The organism is Bacillus sp. NPDC094064, assembly GCF_050279585.1.
GTDB lineage: Bacteria > Bacillota > Bacilli > Bacillales > Bacillaceae_G > Bacillus_A.
In genome coordinates this window covers 1-20,298 of sequence record NZ_JBNNUI010000013.1, presented here as the reverse complement: position 1 = coordinate 20,298, position 20,298 = coordinate 1, and the positions used below count along the sequence as shown (strand labels likewise).

23 protein-coding genes and 2 pseudogenes are annotated in these 20,298 nt (G+C 36.4%); 7 read left to right on the top strand and 18 right to left on the bottom strand.

Annotated elements, in window-relative coordinates:
* Nucleotides 1–36: 36 nt before the first annotated feature.
* Complete coding sequence (locus ACQKNI_RS23330) at nucleotides 37–1,365, top strand: BclA C-terminal domain-containing protein (protein WP_427282701.1); 1,329 nt, start codon at nucleotides 37–39, stop codon at nucleotides 1,363–1,365.
* Nucleotides 1,366–1,501: 136 nt separating this feature from the next.
* On the opposite strand, the gene ACQKNI_RS23325 is transcribed toward ACQKNI_RS23330, so the two are convergent.
* Nucleotides 1,502–1,798: a hypothetical protein gene (locus ACQKNI_RS23325; RefSeq protein WP_088230618.1), complete on the bottom strand. Its 297-nt coding sequence runs from the start codon at nucleotides 1,796–1,798 to the stop codon at nucleotides 1,502–1,504.
* A gap of 237 nt (nucleotides 1,799–2,035) precedes the next feature.
* Here ACQKNI_RS23325 and ACQKNI_RS23320 point away from each other — a divergent pair, with 237 nt between their 5' ends.
* Together ACQKNI_RS23320 and ACQKNI_RS23315 are read left to right on the top strand one after the other, a co-directional pair.
* Nucleotides 2,036–2,209 (top strand): hypothetical protein, encoded by a 174-nt coding sequence (locus tag ACQKNI_RS23320; RefSeq protein WP_088230337.1) that lies wholly within the window; start codon nucleotides 2,036–2,038, stop codon nucleotides 2,207–2,209.
* A 260-nt stretch (nucleotides 2,210–2,469) separates the two neighbouring features.
* The gene (locus ACQKNI_RS23315; RefSeq protein ID WP_088230338.1) at nucleotides 2,470–3,078 is read left to right on the top strand and encodes a hypothetical protein; all 609 of its coding nucleotides are present in this window, start codon (nucleotides 2,470–2,472) and stop codon (nucleotides 3,076–3,078) included.
* A 572-nt stretch (nucleotides 3,079–3,650) separates the two neighbouring features.
* Here the strand turns inward: ACQKNI_RS23315 and ACQKNI_RS23310 are convergent.
* Both ACQKNI_RS23310 and ACQKNI_RS23305 read right to left on the bottom strand, forming a co-directional pair.
* Nucleotides 3,651–4,007: pseudogene (locus tag ACQKNI_RS23310) on the bottom strand (DNA cytosine methyltransferase); the annotation flags it as partial.
* Between the two features lie 414 nt (nucleotides 4,008–4,421).
* Complete coding sequence (locus tag ACQKNI_RS23305; RefSeq protein WP_088230339.1) at nucleotides 4,422–4,625, bottom strand: hypothetical protein; 204 nt, start codon at nucleotides 4,623–4,625, stop codon at nucleotides 4,422–4,424.
* 424 nt (nucleotides 4,626–5,049) lie between these two features.
* Here ACQKNI_RS23305 and ACQKNI_RS23300 point away from each other — a divergent pair.
* The 3 genes and pseudogenes from ACQKNI_RS23300 to ACQKNI_RS23290 all read left to right on the top strand — a co-directional run.
* Nucleotides 5,050–5,321, top strand: a pseudogene (locus ACQKNI_RS23300) (tyrosine-type recombinase/integrase); the annotation flags it as partial.
* Between the two features lie 42 nt (nucleotides 5,322–5,363).
* Nucleotides 5,364–5,678, top strand: a complete 315-nt coding sequence (locus ACQKNI_RS23295; RefSeq protein WP_000658777.1) for a thioredoxin family protein — start codon at nucleotides 5,364–5,366, stop codon at nucleotides 5,676–5,678.
* A 439-nt stretch (nucleotides 5,679–6,117) separates the two neighbouring features.
* Complete coding sequence (locus ACQKNI_RS23290; RefSeq protein ID WP_140417332.1) at nucleotides 6,118–6,999, top strand: cation diffusion facilitator family transporter; 882 nt, start codon at nucleotides 6,118–6,120, stop codon at nucleotides 6,997–6,999.
* Here the strand turns inward: ACQKNI_RS23290 and ACQKNI_RS23285 are convergent.
* The 5 genes from ACQKNI_RS23285 to ACQKNI_RS23265 all read right to left on the bottom strand — a co-directional run bounded on the left by ACQKNI_RS23285 (nucleotide 6,986) and on the right by ACQKNI_RS23265 (nucleotide 9,730).
* Nucleotides 6,986–7,624 (bottom strand): phosphatase PAP2 family protein, encoded by a 639-nt coding sequence (locus tag ACQKNI_RS23285; protein ID WP_140417333.1) that lies wholly within the window; start codon nucleotides 7,622–7,624, stop codon nucleotides 6,986–6,988. The two genes, ACQKNI_RS23290 and ACQKNI_RS23285, sit on opposite strands and share 14 nt — an antisense overlap.
* A gap of 77 nt (nucleotides 7,625–7,701) precedes the next feature.
* Nucleotides 7,702–8,457 carry a sporulation protein gene (locus tag ACQKNI_RS23280; protein ID WP_088230341.1) on the bottom strand — a complete coding sequence of 252 codons (756 nt, stop codon included), beginning with the start codon at nucleotides 8,455–8,457 and terminating at the stop codon, nucleotides 7,702–7,704.
* Nucleotides 8,439–9,260, bottom strand: a complete 822-nt coding sequence (locus ACQKNI_RS23275; protein WP_088230342.1) for a serine/threonine protein kinase — start codon at nucleotides 9,258–9,260, stop codon at nucleotides 8,439–8,441. Before ACQKNI_RS23275 ends, ACQKNI_RS23280 begins: the two co-directional genes overlap by 19 nt.
* Nucleotides 9,260–9,442: a hypothetical protein gene (locus ACQKNI_RS23270; protein WP_088230343.1), complete on the bottom strand. Its 183-nt coding sequence runs from the start codon at nucleotides 9,440–9,442 to the stop codon at nucleotides 9,260–9,262. The genes ACQKNI_RS23275 and ACQKNI_RS23270 overlap by 1 nt, the downstream gene beginning before the upstream one ends.
* A 108-nt stretch (nucleotides 9,443–9,550) precedes the next feature.
* On the bottom strand, nucleotides 9,551–9,730 hold the full coding sequence (locus ACQKNI_RS23265; protein ID WP_000658451.1) for a YozD family protein: 180 nt from the start codon (nucleotides 9,728–9,730) through the stop codon (nucleotides 9,551–9,553).
* A gap of 149 nt (nucleotides 9,731–9,879) precedes the next feature.
* On the opposite strand from ACQKNI_RS23265, the gene ACQKNI_RS23260 reads away from it, so the two are divergent.
* Complete coding sequence (locus ACQKNI_RS23260) at nucleotides 9,880–10,035, top strand: DUF3930 family protein (RefSeq protein WP_002018281.1); 156 nt, start codon at nucleotides 9,880–9,882, stop codon at nucleotides 10,033–10,035.
* 4 nt (nucleotides 10,036–10,039) lie between these two features.
* Here the strand turns inward: ACQKNI_RS23260 and ACQKNI_RS23255 are convergent, their stop codons facing one another.
* The 10 genes from ACQKNI_RS23255 to ACQKNI_RS23210 form a co-directional block, all read right to left on the bottom strand.
* Nucleotides 10,040–10,702: a hypothetical protein gene (locus ACQKNI_RS23255; protein ID WP_000101497.1), complete on the bottom strand. Its 663-nt coding sequence runs from the start codon at nucleotides 10,700–10,702 to the stop codon at nucleotides 10,040–10,042.
* Between the two features lie 188 nt (nucleotides 10,703–10,890).
* Nucleotides 10,891–11,106: a YozE family protein gene (locus ACQKNI_RS23250; RefSeq protein ID WP_088230344.1), complete on the bottom strand. Its 216-nt coding sequence runs from the start codon at nucleotides 11,104–11,106 to the stop codon at nucleotides 10,891–10,893.
* Between the two features lie 72 nt (nucleotides 11,107–11,178).
* On the bottom strand, nucleotides 11,179–11,451 hold the full coding sequence (locus ACQKNI_RS23245) for a YokU family protein (protein WP_000995763.1): 273 nt from the start codon (nucleotides 11,449–11,451) through the stop codon (nucleotides 11,179–11,181).
* Nucleotides 11,448–12,869: a lysine 2,3-aminomutase gene (gene ablA / locus ACQKNI_RS23240; protein ID WP_088230345.1), complete on the bottom strand. Its 1,422-nt coding sequence runs from the start codon at nucleotides 12,867–12,869 to the stop codon at nucleotides 11,448–11,450. The genes ACQKNI_RS23245 and ablA overlap by 4 nt, the downstream gene beginning before the upstream one ends.
* 210 nt (nucleotides 12,870–13,079) lie before the next feature.
* Nucleotides 13,080–14,465, bottom strand: coding sequence for an arginine utilization transcriptional regulator RocR (gene rocR / locus ACQKNI_RS23235; protein ID WP_098253371.1), 1,386 nt, complete (start codon nucleotides 14,463–14,465; stop codon nucleotides 13,080–13,082).
* A 120-nt stretch (nucleotides 14,466–14,585) separates the two neighbouring features.
* On the bottom strand, nucleotides 14,586–15,437 hold the full coding sequence (gene ablB / locus ACQKNI_RS23230; RefSeq protein WP_088230347.1) for a putative beta-lysine N-acetyltransferase: 852 nt from the start codon (nucleotides 15,435–15,437) through the stop codon (nucleotides 14,586–14,588).
* Entirely contained in the window at nucleotides 15,434–16,702 is a 1,269-nt protein-coding gene (locus ACQKNI_RS23225; RefSeq protein WP_088230348.1) for a peptidase, read from the bottom strand. Before ACQKNI_RS23225 ends, ablB begins: the two co-directional genes overlap by 4 nt.
* 15 nt (nucleotides 16,703–16,717) lie before the next feature.
* Entirely contained in the window at nucleotides 16,718–17,380 is a 663-nt protein-coding gene (locus ACQKNI_RS23220; RefSeq protein WP_088230349.1) for a CoA transferase subunit B, read from the bottom strand.
* Complete coding sequence (gene atoD / locus ACQKNI_RS23215; RefSeq protein WP_088230350.1) at nucleotides 17,365–18,063, bottom strand: acetate CoA-transferase subunit alpha; 699 nt, start codon at nucleotides 18,061–18,063, stop codon at nucleotides 17,365–17,367. The genes ACQKNI_RS23220 and atoD overlap by 16 nt, the downstream gene beginning before the upstream one ends.
* Complete coding sequence (locus tag ACQKNI_RS23210; RefSeq protein WP_098253372.1) at nucleotides 18,060–19,370, bottom strand: aspartate aminotransferase family protein; 1,311 nt, start codon at nucleotides 19,368–19,370, stop codon at nucleotides 18,060–18,062. Before ACQKNI_RS23210 ends, atoD begins: the two co-directional genes overlap by 4 nt.
* Between the last annotated feature and the right edge of the window lie 928 nt (nucleotides 19,371–20,298).

Here is a 20,298-nt window from a genome sequence, read left to right as displayed (position 1 = left end):
TCTAATAATAATACTTCGATTTTTGGAGGTGATTTTATGGCAAAAGAAAATAAATATAATTCAAAAGAAATTCTTTACGGAGCTGCATTCGATCCTAACTTGATTGGGCCGACACTACCACCTCCTCCAACATTTACAATACCAACCGGACCTACTGGGGCTACTGGTGTTACTGGAGCCACAGGAGATACTGGACCTACTGGCATTACTGGGACTACGGGCGTTACCGGACCTACCGGCGTTACTGGGACTACGGGCATTACTGGGACTACGGGCGTCACTGGGACTACGGGCGTTACTGGACCTACCGGCGTTACTGGGACTACGGGCGTCACTGGGACTACGGGCATTACTGGGACTACGGGCATTACTGGGACTACGGGCGTCACTGGGACTACGGGCGTTACTGGACCTACCGGCGTTACTGGAGCCACAGGAGATACTGGACCTACTGGCATTACTGGGACTACGGGCGTCACTGGGACTACGGGCGTCACTGGGACTACGGGTGTTACCGGACCTACTGGTGTTACTGGAGCCACAGGAGATATCGGATCTACTGGCATTACTGGGACTACTGGGACTACTGGGACTACGGGCGTTACCGGACCTACCGGCGTTACTGGGACTACGGGAGCCACAGGAGATACTGGACCTACGGGCGTTACCGGACCTACTGGTGTTACTGGAGCCACAGGAGATACTGGACCTGCTGGCATTATTGGGACTACGGGAGCCACAGGACCTACTGGCATTACTGGGACTACGGGAGCCACAGGACCTACTGGCATTACTGGGACTACGGGCGTTACCGGACCTACTGGGGCTACTGGGACTACTGGCGTTACCGGACCTACCGGCGTTACCGGACCTACCGGCGTTACTGGACCTACTGGGGCTACCGGATCTACTGGGGCTACTGGATCTACTGGGGCTACCGGATCTACGGGGACTAGTACTACAAATGTATCAAGTTTCGCCGCTAATACTACCGGCGCACTAATCGGTGTAATTGTACTTGGAACTGATGTACCTCTTCCTAGTGATCAAACTTTATCTGGTGGTATTACAGTTGATGGTACAAATACTATTTTCACCGTTCCTAATGCTGGTCGTTATTTAATTACCTATGGAGTCAATTTAACCGCTGCTCTATTACTAAGTACACGATTAATTATTAATGGTTCGGCTAATACAGCTTCTACAATTACTCCAATACTTTCAGCTAGCCAGTTTAATAATACAATTATAGTATCGTTAGCAGCAGCAAGTACTATAAAATTACAATTGTTCGGATTACTCGGCGCCGCTACTTTATTACCTGGAAGTGCTGGCGCTACATTAACAATAGTGCAAGTTTCATAAAAAATGAAAAACCCTTCCTATATTGAAGTGCCCTCAATTGTTACACACTCTTTAACAATTGGGGGACACTTTTTTGACTACATTTTCTTCAAATGACAAAATAAAAAAGCAGCTCTCAGGCTACTTTGAATTCTTCTTATCCCCAAATGAAATGATATATATATTCTCCCGTTACACGTTCATCAATTCCAGCAACTCTAACGAATCTCATTAAGTCCGCCCCTTGAAGAAAATATACCGAGAGCGTAGTCGGTACTTGTGACCACATGAATTGATAAAGCTCATTCACTCTCTGATTCGTCGAGACGATTAAATCATTTACAGGTCCATGATTCCATGCAGAGGTTTGAACTGAAGTGAACGGAAGGTCTTTCCCATTAACCACTATTCTTACCACACTTTGAGTTATGTCCACAATAATCCCCTCCACCATTACAAAAATTGGACCTATTTCTTTATTCATATTGTTATAAATATTCTTGATTGCAATTAATGTTTAAGGCAAACTCCTATTTTCAGTTTAAAAACTTGAGTTCTACACCATCTCTTTTTCACATATCTTCTTTCATACAATTTTTCGTTTAAAGTTACCTTAAATCTTGCTCAAACAACCTAACCACAAGAAAAACCCCTTTATAATACAATTAAGTAATTTATAGGGGTGTTATTTATGACAGATACATTAAGACTCGTTATTTTTATTATTGTTGCAATTGGTGCAATTATTAACTTATACCTAGAGTTTAAAAAACCGAAAAAAAGTATATTATCAATTGTTTTTCTATCGATACTCCTCATTGGGGCTTCAGGATTAATCAAAGATATTTTATCCCGACTTTTATAAAGTGACACTTGAATCAGTGAGGGTTTTGTGCATCCCTCACTGATTATTAGCCTTCACCAATCGGGCTTTTACGGGCAGCCCGACCACCCCCTAACTTCTTTGCTTTCGCTGAATTTTGAGATGGGGGTCTTACTGCCCGGCAAATAGCGGGATAAAACTCAATATTCCATGAGTGGAGCAGTTAGCTTTTGCTAGCTGCTCTTTTAGGAAGGATTTCCTTCCTATTATCAAATTAGTAAAATTCGGAAAGGGAGTGTACTATGGCAGAAATTAAAGTGAGCCTTACACAATTTTTAGACTTCACACTGAAAAGTAGTGCAGCTAAAACAACCTTTGTAAAAAATCTAAAATCTCAACCTGAATACCAACCAGTTTTTGATTACTGGAAACACTTACGAGAAACTGTTATTAAATTCCATCAAAATGAACTACCTTTTGAATGTTTCGAAACATTAGTGCAAACAGTTGATCAGAAGAAAAAGCAAAACTACATTGATGTCATAAAACAGTACAAAAAATTTATTAAAAACAAAGACATCTCTTGGTTCGATCCAGGTAAATCACATTGGATATCAGATGATTTAATCGTTCGCTCATCACCTGAACTCGGTTTGTTTATTAATGATGAGCCGCATCTTATTAAACTATTTTTCAAAGGAAAAAGAGAGCGAATTGATAAATACAACATCAACTCAACACTAACATTATTAAATGAATCAACATTTAATAATGAACATAACGATGTGAATTATACAGTCCTTAACATCCAAAAGAACAGAATGTTTACGAATAACTCTATTAATAATGAGCATTTAATAGCACTTGAATCAGAAGCTAACCAGCTTTGTTATATATGGAATAAAATGTAGTAATTGCGATTTCATCCCACACCTTTTATACAATCCGTCAATACATGTAAGAAATGCTTTACGCTTAATCACCGGAAAAATCACCTTACCTTTCACGATTTTCATGTAATACGCAAAAAAGACCTTCAAATGACGGGATAATTGCTCATCGGTCATTTCTAAGTCTCTTTTGGCCACTGCTATTTTATTTTGGAATTGTTAGTTGTTCATATCTACCACCTCATCGCTAATTACTAAATGAATCTTATTTCCAAAAAACTTCTGTTTTTGTTCAGTTTTCGTGGAGAACCTTCTTCTAGTTTGTATATACCCGTGTAACGCAAAGTAGAAAGGGATTTTACGATGAAAACAGAAACTCAACAACAATCGAACAACAACTTATCACCTGAGCTTATTTTCGCTATTGCGGAATTCATCCGAGCTCTCCATGAAGCAGGAATCATTTGATTCTTGCTTTTTTCTTTCGTTATGTTCGTTTGTTTTTTAACCCAAAATATAAAAAGCAGCAAATAGTGTGATAGGGAGTCTTAATAATAACCCTCCTATTCTAGCTGCACCTTTATTATCATTACTTCCAACATAATTACACGTGGTTTTACAGCTATTGCCCACTTAACAGCAATCCATGCTAATCCTCTTATTTTCTTTTCAACTGGTTTACCGCCTTTTGCTTTCGAAAAATGTTTGCAGTCTGGGGAGAACCAGGCAAGACCTACCTTTCTCCCCTTAACCGCTTCTGAAGGATCATCATCCCAAACGCTTTCGCAGTAATGTTCTGTATCTGGTTGATTAACCTTATGCATCGCAATAGCTGCTGGATCATGATTAATTGCTATATCAACACTTAAACCCGTCGCCATTTCAATTTCTGTACTCGCTCCGCCACCGCCCGCGAAGTTATCGACTACAATTTCGTGAAATAAATCAATTTACATACCCGTTTCTCCTTTCTACGCAAATAGCATTTTTATTCAATTGCCATTTTCACTTTTTCTCGTTCCACAATTCGATATGCAATATTTCATATTTTATTATCTCAATATCACTTTATTAGCTATAACTTTATATAAATGAGTTTCTATAACGCACTACATCAACATTTGTAATTTAATTCCTTATTTAAAAATCTAGAATATTATTTTAAACACTATATTCGGATAGTTATATTGGAATTTCTTGCTCTACACATCCATATAAATTTTGTGTATTATGTAGTAGAAGAGTAATTAAAAGACTTACTCTTTGCTATTGAGGGAAGAGCCTGAGAGCCATATCAGGCTCTTCTTTGTTTATATACCATGTAATCAAATAACGCTTTTGTTTTAATCTCTCATCGCATAAAGTTAATTCTTGATATACTCTTCGCTTTGTTTGTCATTTACTTTTAACTCGCCCTTCTCATGAAAAGTTACTAAAATTCCCGTTAAAACCAGCTTATCTGTCAACGTCATTTGATAAGTGTACATAGTTTCTTTTTTGACAAAGATCATTTTCCATTCCCCATTTCTGTACAAAATCCAAACTTTATTGGGCTTTCTTCCCACCATTCTTTATCTCTTTCAGTTGCGCTGCTTCCTTCTTTGTTGATTCCTTAATAAAGTTAATTTGATACCAACGTCTCTCTGCTTTATTCAATTCTCCTATTTTGTGTAGCGGAAACTGTAACCGCTAAATAACCTATAAGACATCCTAACCACAATATAATTTAATTCCCCTATACTTTAATTCGTTTTTATCAAAAACTTAAAATATATTAATGTTAAGTAAAACACTTGTTATGGTTGCTGATTTCTTCTGGTTTCTCTTCTGAAAGCCCATGTCTCAGGATTTTCCCTTTCAAATAATACACGCGACAAATTTACTTTTTGAGCCTCCCTAATATCCACTACGATATCTTTTGAATCGTGTAGGCCAAAAATTCATATCCATACACAGAGCCAAAAACCTCTTTCGGAAAGAGATTGCTGGTTTTGCCCTGCTTATAATAGCAACCCTGCAATTTCAGAAGTTTGACACAGCTCCAGAAAAAGCTTATAAAGAAAAGTGAGGTTCCTGATATTTAGTTCCGCGATCTAAGGCATGCCTATACAACCTTAATGTTGAAACAAGGTATCCACTCTAAGATTGTCAGTGAACAATTAGAACATAAAAGAGTAGGCATTACATTAGTTACCTACTCACATGTCGTACCAGGCCTACAAGAAAAAACTGTCGAAGATTTTACAATTACGGATTTTGCATAAAAATACTAGCTTATCCGTGTGACATTGAGAGGAGTCAAAAACATGAAAGAAATCAAATCTGAACAAGAATTCAAAGACATCATCGCAAGCGAGGAGCCAGTAGTTGTTAAGTTCTTTACAACGTGGTGCCCAGATTGCGTGCGTATGGACAACTTTATCGGAGATGTAATGGAAGAGTTCAATAAATTTGAATGGTATTCTATTAATAAAGATGAGTTCCCAAGTATTGCTGAAGAGTATCAAGTAATGGGTATTCCAAGTTTACTTGTATATCAAAATGGTGAGAAGCTAGGACACTTACATAGCGCTAATGCAAAAACTGAAGAGCAAGTTACTGAGTTTTTAGAAGCATACTAAGATGCAAAAAACCTCTGAATAATTTTCAGAGGTTTTTCATTTATTTTCACAACGATTCTTCGTAGTATCTTTTTTAATTCTTCATTTGTACACTACGCTGTTTCTTCATGGAAAATGAGAATGATGATACTTTTCCCCTCTCCTCCAAAGGATAGGTATTTTTCATTTATAGTATTACATCCAGTCATTATGAAAAAAATACATAGTAAAGAAAGGATTCGGGATTTCATCTATATACCTCTCTCCATACTTAAATGCTGATACATAGTGTACCAACTATCGCTTTGCACTTTACAACATATTTTTCCTTCACGAAACTTTGTTATCCTCTTCTTAAAAAGCTATAAAACGTCAACAATGTTTGTATAGACCCACACGAGTTTCGTTTGATACTCTATTTATAGAAAGAAATTCCTTTAAAGAAAGGTGAGTGATTATAATGGATACTCTTTCTCATAAAGAAGCTGATAAAGGTGCTATTGTCAGCATTATGGCCTACATATTTTTATCCTCTATGAAAATCATCATCAGTTATATTACCCTCTCTAGTGCATTACGTGCTGACGGTTTAAATAACTTAACGGATATCGGTGCTTCTTTGGCGATATTAATTGGTCTAAAAATTTCTCGTAAACCTCGTGACCCAGATCATCCATATGGGCATTCACGTGCAGAACAAATCGCATCACTTGTTGCTTCTTTTATTATGGCAACAGTCGGATTAGAAGTTGTTATTAGTGCCATTCAATCTTTCTTAAATCCGAAACAAGCTGCGCCTAATGTACTCGCTGCGTGGGTTGCTTTATTTTCTGCTGTCGTTATGTACTTTGTATATTTGTATACGAAAAAGATTGCAGCGCGAACAAAAAGTAAGTCATTAGAAGCCGCTGCGAAGGATAATTTATCAGATGCTCTCGTAAGTATTGGTACAGTAGTAGGTATTGTCGGTTCACAGTTCCAAATGCCTATTTTAGATCCTATTGCCGCTTTAATTGTCGGCCTTATTATTTGTAAAACTGCATGGGAGATTTTCGTAGAAGCTTCCCATATGTTAACGGATGGAATTGATCCTGATAAAATGGAAGAATATGCTGATGCTATTGAACATATTGGTGGCGTGGAAAACATCGTTGATATTCGCGCTCGTATGTATGGGAATCAAACGTACGTTGATATTACAATCGAGGTAGATGCTCGTATGGATGTTGGTGAAAGTCACTGTATTACTGACAACATCGAGGCTATGTTGCGAAAAAAATTTGGAATTTACCATGCTCATATTCATGTTGAACCAATGGAAAAAGAACCTATTTTGACATAGGTTCTTTTTTAATGAACGCTTTATGAAATATAACACATAAAACGAGCCAACTACCGCCAGCTGCCCATCCTGCTAATATGTCAGATGGATAGTGAACGCCAAGATATATTCGGCTAACTGAAATAGATAATACAACAAAGCTTGCTATAAAAATAATCAACAATTTTTTATGCAGTGTAATACGCTCTTCTGTAATTGTGACGTATGCAATAAATCCTAAAAAAGCAGTAGCATTCATCGTATGACCGCTCGGAAAACTATATCCAGTTGCAGTAACAAGCTGCGTTACATCTGGTCTTGCTCGTTCGTACCATAGTTTAAGCATACTGTTCAAATAACGAGATCCGTAATAATTAATTGTTAGAAGTAATGCACTAAGCAACTTTTTTCTAACGAGAAAATACATTACAAGTATAATGAGTATCGGGAAATATATTCTTTTGGAACCGATAAAAGACACCCAAGTAAAATAGGCTGTCAAGTAATCGTTTCGAAAGCTTTGAATAAAGTGTGCAACTACATCATCAAATTTTTCAATACAAGCGGTATGATACGAAAGTGATAGTGCGACAAAACAAATAAGTAAAGTACAGCTTAACAAGTATAAATGTCGATATCGTTTCACATACATAACCTCACTATGCAAAAAAATGGAGCGGTTGTTTTAGTTTCCCACTCCATTTCTTTTTTATGCATAGATTATTAATAAAGATAATTGTTAATTTTTTGCTTCATCGTTGGAATATCTTCATTCGTTACTGTTAAGCGAATAATTTTCTCATCAAGATCAAGCGCTTCTGCAAATAGTCCAGCTAATCCACGAGATTTTCTATCTACTTCCATAACAATTTCTAGGCGGTCGTAAGCACTTGGCAAGATTAATAATTCTAACTCATCTAACTTCCCATAATACTCTCCGGAAACCGGAATAAACTCAAATTCTTGCGCGAATGGAACTTGCTTACGTAATCGATACGGTAATTCTTCACATTCTATATGACGTGCTTTAAAGCCTAATTGATTTACACTATCTAATACACTACTTAACAGTGCGTTCGGCAACACTTGAATGTAGTCACGGTCACTTGGGTCAATACTACGTTTAATATCAAGACCCGTATGCACCCAAACTGTTTTCATTCCGAGTGTAAGTGGAGCTTCCACTGGCATTTTAAATGCAAAAGGAATTTCCATCTTTTCATTCGGCTCTACCGAAAAAGGTTCTGTTAAACGAACTCGCTCTAAATCGTACGTTGCCGTTACTTTTTTATCATCGACTTCTCGTACATACGAAGTCGATAACGTTAAGTAAATGCTTTCAATTTGTTGGCTAACTGAACCACCAGTTATATGCACCTTACCTACTATCTCTTCTCCAACAATATACTCATCTTTTTCAAGAATAGTATCTACTTTTGCACTACCAATACCAACGCTTGCTAAAAACTTTTGAAACATGAATCCTCCATCCTTTCTAAAGCAAAAGCTATATCTTTTTTTAAATCGTGTACATTCTCATAGTACGGTGATTTTATTTGTAACATTCGCATGAGTATTTCGCGATTATAATTTTCCAAAATTAACTCTTCATACCATGGTTTTTCGTTTTTTTCAGTAGATTCATAACCTGCATATAATAAAAATAAAGAGAAATGACCAAGAGCATAAAAATCACTTCGAAAATGAACTTCTCGCATTAAAGCTTGTTCACCTTCATAAGTTGTAGCTCGCTCATCCCCCTCCCCTTTATATTTAGCCAATCCAAAATCAATAATACTAACCTGTTTTTCTTTCATTAATATATTCGGAATACGTAAATCCCTGTGAATAATGCCTTTACTATGAAACACCGAAACAATTTCTAATATTTCGTATAAAATTTCAAAAACTTCACGTTCTGTATATATATGTCCATCTAAAAAAATATAATCTTCGAAATTTTTACCAGGCATATATTCCATTACGAAAAAGCTCTTTTTCTCCCATACGAAATAATCATATAGACTAGGAATTGCATGATGATTTAATGTTTGTAAAATCATTTTCTCTTGTTCAAATGATTTTCTACCAGACTCATATCTTTGTTTACTTCGTCTTAATTGCTTTAAGACTTTATATCTATTTATTTGTAAATCATTAACGACATATGTAACCCCATAACTACCCATTCCAATTACTGATTCAATTTTATAACGTTCTGCAACAATTGTATTTTTTCGCAGTGGTCTATCAAATAAAGCTAGTACACGACGCCATTTCATCAGCTACTTGAAAAGAAGCTACGGCTTTTACGTTTTCTTTTATAATGATGATGCCCATAATCAGATGAATGTCGTTTATAATCGCTACTTGAATAAGAGCGCCCTCTATGACGATAATCACTACTCGAATACGAACGATATCTTTTCTTTCCTAATATAGAATCAATAATTTTTTTGAACATCCCTTCACCTCTTGAGTAAATTTCTTTTAATTATACCAACAATTGTCGACTATGTTTGTGACAAGTTTGTAAAGAGTAAAAAACGACGAGTTAAGCCCGCCGTTACTTTCACTCATCCTCTTCATCAAAAACTTCATCAATCATACATTTCTCTAATAAATACTCGAATGTAATATCTGCGAGATCTTCAATTTCTTCTCGTTTTGGGACGTATCCTCGTTCAATTAGTTGCTCATAAAAAAACTCCGCAATCTCTTCCGTATCAATTACGACTTCAATTTCCTTCATGAGCATCACTCCTTTATTTCTGTTTTATGAAAAAATCTCAAAATTATGTATATGAGATTAGAAAAATAGTTTTTATTTTTTTATAGGTCATATCATTCGGACAAGGTGCATACGATGGTAGTACAAGCTATCCAAAGGGGGAAATAAGAATGGAATATCAATATGAAGTAGAGCAAACAAAAGAAGAGTTCATGCATGAAGATCAATGGGCAGACTCTCTTATTAAATGGCTTTTTATTTTTTTAATAATTGTAGGCATACCTTATACTGCATATGTTGTTGTTCAATTTATTCTCTCTTTCTAGTTAACTATTTTTTCTCTGTCAATTTAACTAAATAATTATGAACAACATCCATTACAATTTTATATTCTTCATCTTTAAATGTATCAAATAACAATTGATAATCGTTATAAATATCAAGTAATCCATCAATGATTTCTTGACGATTCGTCTTAACACTCACTTTTTTCGAGTTGTTAATTGACTTTAATTTTCCTAAATCTAATTTATTCATACCAGCTTTATCTTGTTTCATTTTCTTCAAAATTGCATTTGCCGTTTGAGCATTGGCAAGTAATGTTAAATCTGATTCATCCGCTTCTAACCATTCACCATCTGTAATTCGTGACAATTCATATATTGTATCTTCCCATGCGTCATTTTTATATCTCCATACTTCTGTTCGAAAACCGACAATACGGAAAACATCTTTATCATATCCTGTTACTTGCACGAGATCACCAAATGTGAAATTATAATTTAATTCAATCCACTCTGTGTCGCCCTTTTTCATTTCTTGTTCTGAAACGTGCTGCAATGTTTGTTCTACGTAAAACCCATCGTGATTATTTACTTCGTATACGTAAACTCCATCTAAAACTTTCATATTTGTGATTTTCCCAACGGTTCCATATAGCGTAATCACGACTATGTCCCCTACGTTGTATTTAGGTTGTTTTTTTCTTGCCATCTCTATCTCTCCTTTTTTTGACGTCGTGATTTTGATAACAGTATATGCAACCTACATAAAAACGCTTATCACAGAAGCTTATATTCATAAATTTTTTCAATAAAAAATAGCAACACATAAAAATTTATTTACAACGTAAAAAAGCTAGTAAATAGACTAGCTTCTTGTCAAAAAAATTCATATAGTTTTTATCTATCTTGTATGTATAAATCCCAAGCTTCATCAAATATAGACATACTGGCTAACATTCCACTTAACTCTAAGTACGAACTAATTTCATCATAGTCTTCAGATTGCTTCGGAAAACTTAAATCATCATACATTGCCTCTGCTAAATCTGAAATTTCATTTCTAAATAAAGCTGCACGATGCTTCATCATATAATGGTAAAATGTCTTTTTCAAACGTATTCCCTACCTTTCTAACTTGGGTACATTATACAAGGCAAAAAAGAAAAAAACCAGCATAAAAGCTGGTTAAAAGTCGAAATAATTCCTTTTTAATAAACGTGGTCTTCCCATTAATTCTTCATATGTTAGTTGTTTCGGCAAATCTTTCGTATAAATTAAAAACAACTGATCTTCAATTTCTTTTACTGTGTGATCTGATTGATAGTCCATTCCACATGAGGAACAAGAAATACATGGTGTCTCTTGGATTTCAATGGCTTTCGTACCATCTGGTAGTTCCCAATATACAGTATTCAAGCTTTCTTTCGCTTCTGTACTGTCACACCACATACAATTCATACTGCATCACCCTCAGTTTTTTTGTCGTTTTCTTCTAATTTAGCCATTTGCGCTTGATACTTTTTATCTTTTAATTGGTCGCGCTTATCACGTTTATCTTTTAAAGATGCATGCGTGTCATTATCTTCATAGTCTTTACGACGGCTCATACGCTGTAAATCGTCTGGAACAAGGTTAAATTTCTTATCACTCATAAGACCTGCGATACCAACATCTGAACGTTTTTCTTCGTAGTTTGGATAAATTTCTTTAAAGTATCCTTCTGCTCTTCCTGGAATGTAGCTCTCTGGCTCTGGATACGTTGTAATAACACCTTCGAAGTTACGAAGTACAACTTTATCTGCACTTTGTGAGATTAAATAGTTTGGTTGAAGCGCAATTTTACCGCCACCACCTGGTGCATCGACAACGAATGTCGGAACCGCATAACCAGATGTATGTCCGCGTAAACCTTCAATAATTTCAAGCCCTTTAGATACTGGTGCACGGAAGTGGCCGATACCTTCAGATAAGTCACATTGATAAATGTAGTATGGGCGCACACGGATTTTTACTAAATCATGCATAAGCTTTTTCATAATCGGAACGCTGTCGTTAATACCAGCTAAAATTACTGCTTGGTTTCCGATTGGAACACCAGCATTTGCTAGCATTTCACATGCTTTTTTCGATTCTTCTGTAATTTCAATAGAAGTATTAAAGTGCGTATTTAACCATACTGGATGGTATTTTTTAATAATATTACATAAATTCTCTGTAATACGCTGCGGGAATACAACCGGTGCTCTCGTTCCGATACGAATAATCTCGACATGCGGAATCTCTCGTAAACTTTTTAATACATATTCTAAAATTTTATCGTTAATTAGAAGACCGTCACCACCAGAGATTAATACATCTCGTACTTGTGGTGTATCACGAATGTAACCAATCGCATCGTCTAATTGTTTCTTCGGTACACCCATTCCAATTTGTCCACTAAAACGACGGCGTGTACAGTAACGACAATACATCGAACATTGATTCGTTACTAAAAATAGTACGCGGTCTGGATAACGATGCGTTAACCCTGGAACTGGTGAATCTTCATCTTCATGAAGCGGATCTTCTAAATCATATTTCGTTTTATATAACTCCTCCGAAATCGGTACTGATTGCATCCGAATCGGACAGCGTGGATCATCAGGATTCATTAGCCAAGCATAATACGGTGTAATGTTTAACGGGATCGTTTTCGTTGAAATTTTAACGCCCTCTTCTTCTTCAGGTGTTAAGTTAATCACTTTCTTTAAGTCATCTAACGTTTTGATCGTATTCGTTAATTGCCAAACCCAATCATTCCATTGCTCTTCAGTAACATCCTTCCATAATTCGATATCCTTCCAGTGACGATTTGGTTTGTATACATCATGTAACATTGCTATTCCCCCTTTTTATACGCTCATCCTTTATATAAGCAATAGTTATGCCAACTTTATATTGTTGATAAGTAAATGTGCGGAGAATCCTATTACATAAGAGAAAAAATATTTTTAAGTACTATACTAAATCGATACATACTATCATATTCATTACATTTTATATATGTAAACGCTCTTTTATTGGTGCAAACACACAAAAACCGCCGATTATTCGGCGGTTTTGTCGTACTTGCTCAGTTTATATTGAAGCGTTTGACGAGGGATGCCTAACATTTTGGCAGCTTGTAATATATTCCCTTCCGTTTCAATTAACGCTTGATCTATTAATTCCTTTTCCGTTTGATGAAGCGCTTCTCTAAGTGGTAAAATGCTCTTCTTCTTTGGAAGATTCTCTTTCCGAAATGTACGCGGCAAACAATTGGGTGTTAATGTATTCCCTTCTGCGATAATGACAGCATGTTCAATCGTATGTTTTAACTCACGAACATTTCCAGGCCATTGATAAGCTTGTAGTATTTCTTTCGCTTCCTTATCCATTTGAAGTACACCTTTTTTATAACTTTTATTATATTCTTTCAAAAAATAAGTAGCTAATAATACGACATCCTCGGTTCTTTCGCGTAACGGCGGGATATATAACGAAAAGACATTTAATCTATAATATAAATCAGTTCGAATTTTATTCTCTCTTAAACATATTTCTGGAGGTTGGTTCATAGCAGTAATGACGCGAACATCTACTTTTCTCGTCTTATTATCACCTATACGACGAATAACACCATCTTCTAATACACGAAGCATTTTCGCTTGTAAATCAAGTGGCATTGAATTCAGTTCATCTAGAAATAATGTCCCTCCATCCACAAGTTCAAATAGTCCTGCTCTTTCAATTGCACCTGTATAGCTTCCTTTTGTCGTTCCAAACAATAAGCTTTCTAATAGCGATTCTGGTAATGCTGCGCAGTTTTGTGCGATAAATGGCTTGTTCTTCCGTTTAGAAGCTTCATGAATCGCTTGTACAAATAGCTCTTTCCCTGTTCCCGTTTCCCCATATATTAAAACGTTTGCATCAGTTGGCGCTACTTTTTGTGCTAATTCTTTCGTCTGTTTAAATCGAGCATCATTAGTCACTATCGTCTCAAAGGCAACATGCTTTTTCACCGCTTTTTTGCTAGATGAGCGCTTTATTTTTGACTGTAAATCGACAATTGTATCAGTAAGTTGTTGAATTGTAGAATAGTCCTTTGCAATTTCAACAGCACCAGCAATATTTCCATCTATAAAAATAGGTAACGTCGTATTTACTGTACAAACATCTTCCCCATTTAAGTTTTGATAGTGCTGTACTTGATGTACAATTGGTTTTTTCGTATCTAATACTTTCATCAATGTACTTGTTTCCCTAGATAGAGAAGGAAACGCTTCTAGCAAATGCTTACCTAATACTTTTTCAATTTTTGATCCATCATGCTTTGCAGCGACTGTATTATAAAAAATCGTAATCCCATTTTCATCTACTGCGTGTATAGCCTCATCAATACTGCCCAAAATCGCTTCAATGACTTCTTGTGTCGAAACTGCTAGCAATGTCATCCCTCCTTTTGCCGAAAATTCAGCAAATTAAGCGCCGGATTTTCGGCATCCCTCTGTGCGATTATAAGCATGACGATTCCGTCCTATTATTTTTATAATACTTACCTATGTTTCTTTCACCTATTTATGATTAGATAAATCTTTCACCCATATATTCATATCTTCCAACTTATCAAAAATGTAGCAGTTATTCGCGAGTCTTCCTGTATACGTATAACCTAACTGATGAAAGGCCGCATTCATTCCGAAAGAAAGCGAGCGAGCAATTGTATAGGAACAGAAAATAGATTTTTCTTGAAGCTCTTCCTCTAACTTAATTAATAAACTTTTCATAAACCCATGTTTACGATATTCCGGTAAAGTAGCACAATTCGTTAATTCTGCATTTCCTTCCTTCACATTCATTTCTGCAGACGCTGTACTAATGATTTTCCCTTCACATTCATACACGTAGTAAATTGTGTCGTCTTCTTTCATCGTCTGTAATACATAACTCGCTTCATTTAAAGGTGTCGGATACACTTCAAATACTTTTCCAAAGACAGCCGCTAACTCTTCCGCATCCGCTTCTGTCGCTTTTCTTAACAGAAATTCCTTTGGGACTATTTTTTCCGTAACCTCTTTTGCTTTTACACCACTTAAAATGGTATCTTCCTCAGACCAATGAATACTATTTCGTCTTTCATCATTATTAAACTTCACTAAGAAGTACGCATCATGACCTTGAAAATAATGAGGTATTGTAGCTTCCAATAAGAAACCGAAAGAGAGCCATGTTGAAACATGCTCTCCCTTTCCTTTTATAATACATTTAGTGAAAGAATGTTTCTCTGCTAGTTCGTCAATAGTTTGTATAATACTCTCAACATTTCCTGTATAGTGATCTACTCGAATACGTTTATTAAAAAAATCTAAAACACCTTCTACTGTATAGTAATTCGTCTGTTCTTTAAAAGATTCATAGTATTTCATTTTTTCACCTCACACCAATCTAGTAATGTACATGCAATAATTTTTGCGGCAGCAATCATTTTATCAACTTCTATATATTCATTTGGATAATGCGCTACTTTCGTCTCTCCTGGTCCAAACACTATCGTTGGTACGTTAGCGATCTGTGTAAATAAACCTCCATCAGTCCCCCACGGAGATGCTTCTATAATTGGATCGTTCCCTTCAATCTCAACAAAGTTATGCTGAAGTGTTGTAATCAGCTCATGATTTTCTTCTAGCTCACCAGGAACCCATCGCGCTCCAAACCATTCTACTTCTACTGGATTTTCTACAAACCAATTGTCCGTATTATGTAATTCAGCGATCCAACTCTCAAACTCTTCTTTTGCTGCCTCTATAGTCTCATTCGGCGCAATACCGCATCTTCCTTCTAAAATTAACGAATCAGGAACAGAACTTGGCCAACTACCACCTTCAATTTTCCCTATGTTAATTGGGATTGGAATCGGAATCCCATTAAATAATGGATCTGTAATTCGACTATTTCTCTTTTCTTCTAATTTTCTCAAATGATCCACAACGAACATACTTTTTTCAATTGCACTTACACCTTCATAACGCGTTCCACCATGTGCTGCTTTTCCTTTCACATGGAGACGAAACCACATGGACCCTTGTTGTTTCGGGAAAAACTTCATATTGGTCGGTTCTGGAATAATAACACCATCTGCCTTATATCCTCGCAATATAGTCGCTAATGTTCCTGCCCCGCCACTTTCTTCTTCTATTACACTTTGAAAATAGATGTCTCCTTTTAATTCAATACGCGATTCAATAATCGCTTCCATCGCAAGCATAAGTGCGACATTTCCGCCTTTCATATCCGTCGTTCCACGACCGTATATACGATTTCCTATTTTCTCACCACTATAAGGATGATGATCCCATTGATTCACATCTCCTTCTGGAACTACATCTATATGCCCATTTAGTATCATAGATTTCCCATCGCCGCTTCCTTTTAAAGTAGCCACAATGTTTGGGCTGTCTGAAAAGCTTGTACGTGGTGATACAAAATAAGGATGATCTTTCATTTTAGAAAAAGAAGGCTCCCAAATATCAAGATCTAAACCTAACTCACGTAGCTTTTCAATCACAATTGCCTGTGCACCACTTTCATCACCAGATACGCTTTTTTCTTGAATTAATCTCTTTAAAAATTTCACACTTTCCTCTTCATGACTCTCAATATAATCGCAAACCTGCTTTTTTAATTGCTCCATATATTACATCTCCCCTCATTCAATTACTAGTAAATTCGAGCCAATTTGAAAATCAGCTTCCGTATGTCGTTTTATATCTTCCACTGTGTATGGGCTCATTAATTCTTGTAAAACAAGTCCATTTGAAGTCACTTCCATTACCGCCATATCCGTAATAATTAAATCTACACATTTCTTTGAAGTTAACGGCAATGTACACTCTGAAACAATTTTTGCATTTCCATACTTATCAACATGATTCATCACAACAACGACACGCTTCGCTTTTTGTGCTAAATCCATCGCTCCCCCAATACCCGGAACACGTTTCCCTGGTACAATCCAGTTTGCTAAGTCACCATTTTCACTTACTTGTAATGAACCAAGAATTGTTATGTCTAGTAAACCTTTTCGTATCATCCCAAACGCTGTGCAGCTATCAAAATAACTTGCTCCTGTAATAAGGGAAGTCGGTAAACCTGCTGCGTTACATAAATTTTCGTCTTCATTTCCTTTACTTGGCGTAGGCCCCATACCAACGATTCCATTTTCCGCATGAAACATGACGTTTATATCTTCTGGTAAATGATTCGGTACTAGCGACGGAATTCCAATACCTAAATTTACGATCATACCATTTTGTATTTCTTTCGCGGCACGCTTAGCAATCTTATCTCTCACTTCTACGCCCATACCCATTTCCAATTCACTCCTTCCGATGGCACGATATAATTTACGAATACACCTGGAACTACGATTTCCTCTGGATCTAAACTCCCAAGTGGAACAATTTCTTCGGCCTCTACAATTGTTATATCCCCTGCCATAGCTACGTGAGGATTCATATTTCGCGCACTTTTATCGAATACAAGATTACCAAATGGATCCGCCTTTTTCGCATAAACAATCGAAACTTCAGCAGTTAATGCTGTTTCAACTAAATAAGTCTTACCGTTCATTTCAACTGTTCGCTTTCCCTCTTCTACAATCGTATCCAAACCAACATCAACTAAAACTCCACCAAGCCCAACGCCTCCAGCGCGAATACGCTCTGCTAATGTTCCCTGAGGAGAAAACTCTATTTGTAATCTTCCTTCGTTTAACTGTCTTCCTGCATTCGGGTTTGAGCCAATATGAGAAGTAATTAATGATTTTACTCTTTCATTCGTAACAAGACGACCGATTCCTACATCAGGAAATCCCGTGTCATTTCCTATTAAATTTAAATTTGTAACTCCCTTTTCTAAAATAGCCTGTATTAAAGATGGAGGGGATCCAATCCCCCCAAATCCCCCAAACATTAATGTCATATCATCGTGGAACAAAGAAATTACTTCATCTATTTCTTTTAATTTATCGAACGTATTTGTAATAGTTGTCATGCGATACTATGCCCTCCTTTTTGCATCATCTCTTCTACACTTTTAGAAAAAATTGAAAGTAATTCATCTAACTCGGAATATGTAGTTGTCATTGGCGGTGCTACAAGCAGTGCACTATCTTCTTTTCCTGCTTGCCCTGAAACAGCTTGGTATAAAAGAAGTCCATTTTTAGCTGCAACCGAAATAAGTTCAGACGCTTTTGTAAACGGTTGCAATTCTATTCCAATCAGCAACCCTTTTCCGCGCACATCAGCAATGATTGTCGATTGTTGCTGAACTTTCTGTAATCCTTTTATTAAATACTCTCCCTTTTCTGCTGTTTTTTCAGGTAAATTATGTTTCTCCATATATTCAATAACAGCTAGTGCCGTTGCCGCAGACAATGGATTTGCACTTAACGTATGCCCACTCATAACAGAACGTGATCCACGTAATATCGGCTCCATAACACGGTCACTTACAACAGTCGCTGCCATCGGTGTATATCCAGCTCCTAATCCTTTACCAAGTGTCATAATATCCGGTTCTACGCCCCAATGCTCCATTGCAAACCATGCACCAGTACGACCAAGCCCAGTCATTACTTCATCTGCAATAAATAAAATATCATAATGACTACAAATATCTTTAATCACTTTATAATATTCTTTCGGCGGAACAACCGCCCCTCCAGCTGCTCCGATAATCGGTTCAGCGATAAAAGCTGCAATATGCTCTGCACCAATTCTTTCAATTGATCTTTCTAGCTCAGTTGCACAAGCAAGCTGACAAGTTGGATATACCTTTTGCATCGGGCACCTGAAACAATATGGAGCTGGAATAGTTGGATAATCTTCCAAAATAGATACGAAACGTTGTCTGCGCAAAGGATGCCCAGACATTGATAAAGCACCCATCGTAATACCGTGATAGCTCATCCATCGTGACATAATTTTATGTTTACCTTGAATACCGCGTTCCTGAAAATGCTGAATCGCGATTTTCATAGCTGTTTCATTTGCTTCCGTACCACTATTCACAAAAAAGCTCCAGTTCAAATCTCCTACACTTAAATCGCTTAACTTCTTCGCTAATTTTTCAGCCGGCTCACTCGTAAACTGTGATCTATAAACGAAAGCAATCTCCTCTGCTTGCTTTTTAATAACGTCTGCAATCTCCTTTACACCATGCCCAATCCCTGCCGTAATTGCTCCTGAAGAACCATCAAAATATTTATTTCCGTTCTGATCATACAAATAGACACCTTTTCCATGTGAAATCATTGGATACGGCTGACCAACAAGTGGTTTAATTAAGTAATCGCGCATAGCGCTCCCCCATTTCTCCAATTTGTATATATATATGAAGAAAATTGACGTTTCTTTCATAAAAAAGAATCCTCTGCAAAAGCAGTGAATTTATCAAAAAACTATTATAAAATATACAAATGAGTGCTAAAAAATATTTTAAAAACAGAAAATTCAGAACTGAAAATGAAGACTAATCCTTTATATCCGCTCAAATAACCCTCCCTTATATAAAATTAGTGTTATGCCAAATACTTTATTAACATAATGTCAGCTTCCCTCAAATACCGACATTGTGTAAACTTCGACAGTACTCCCTTTAAACTCCTTCCTATTATCCTACTTTACACTGCATATTTTTAAACAAATTTCGACACTTAACTTCACGAAATGTATAACAATTCTTTTTATAACAACTAACATTTAACATATGATATCTTGCTTTTTATACAATAAAAAAAGAACCGATTAACCACACTAATCAGTTCGGCACGACGCTCTTTTTTCGATTAATACCGTCACTTGCTAAAATAAATAGAAAAACAATATTTCAAATTCAAAATACATCCTACAGCCTTTTAGCACAAAGTCCTCCATAACTCCATTCACAATTACTATCGGGATATCCCCATCCCAATGTGCCACTCCTTTCCTCATAGTCAAACTACCTTTCCTTTATAATTTATGTAGGACAATTATCACTTTGTATGTGTATTTGCCTATAATTAAAAAAATCCCTAATTTGACATGCTTTCGATTTGCTGATAGATACGTGTTTAACAATTTCATTTTCACTTACATATAATTGATAAGCTTGGTTTCATCAAAAACGAATAATATATTATCGTTTCTCCGTGAACTACCCACCACTTAGTATCTCTTACGAGCTTACCCCAAAGTGGGGGCTTCTCGGTTTATCGCTACTTTTGATAGCTAACGAATTTGTCTT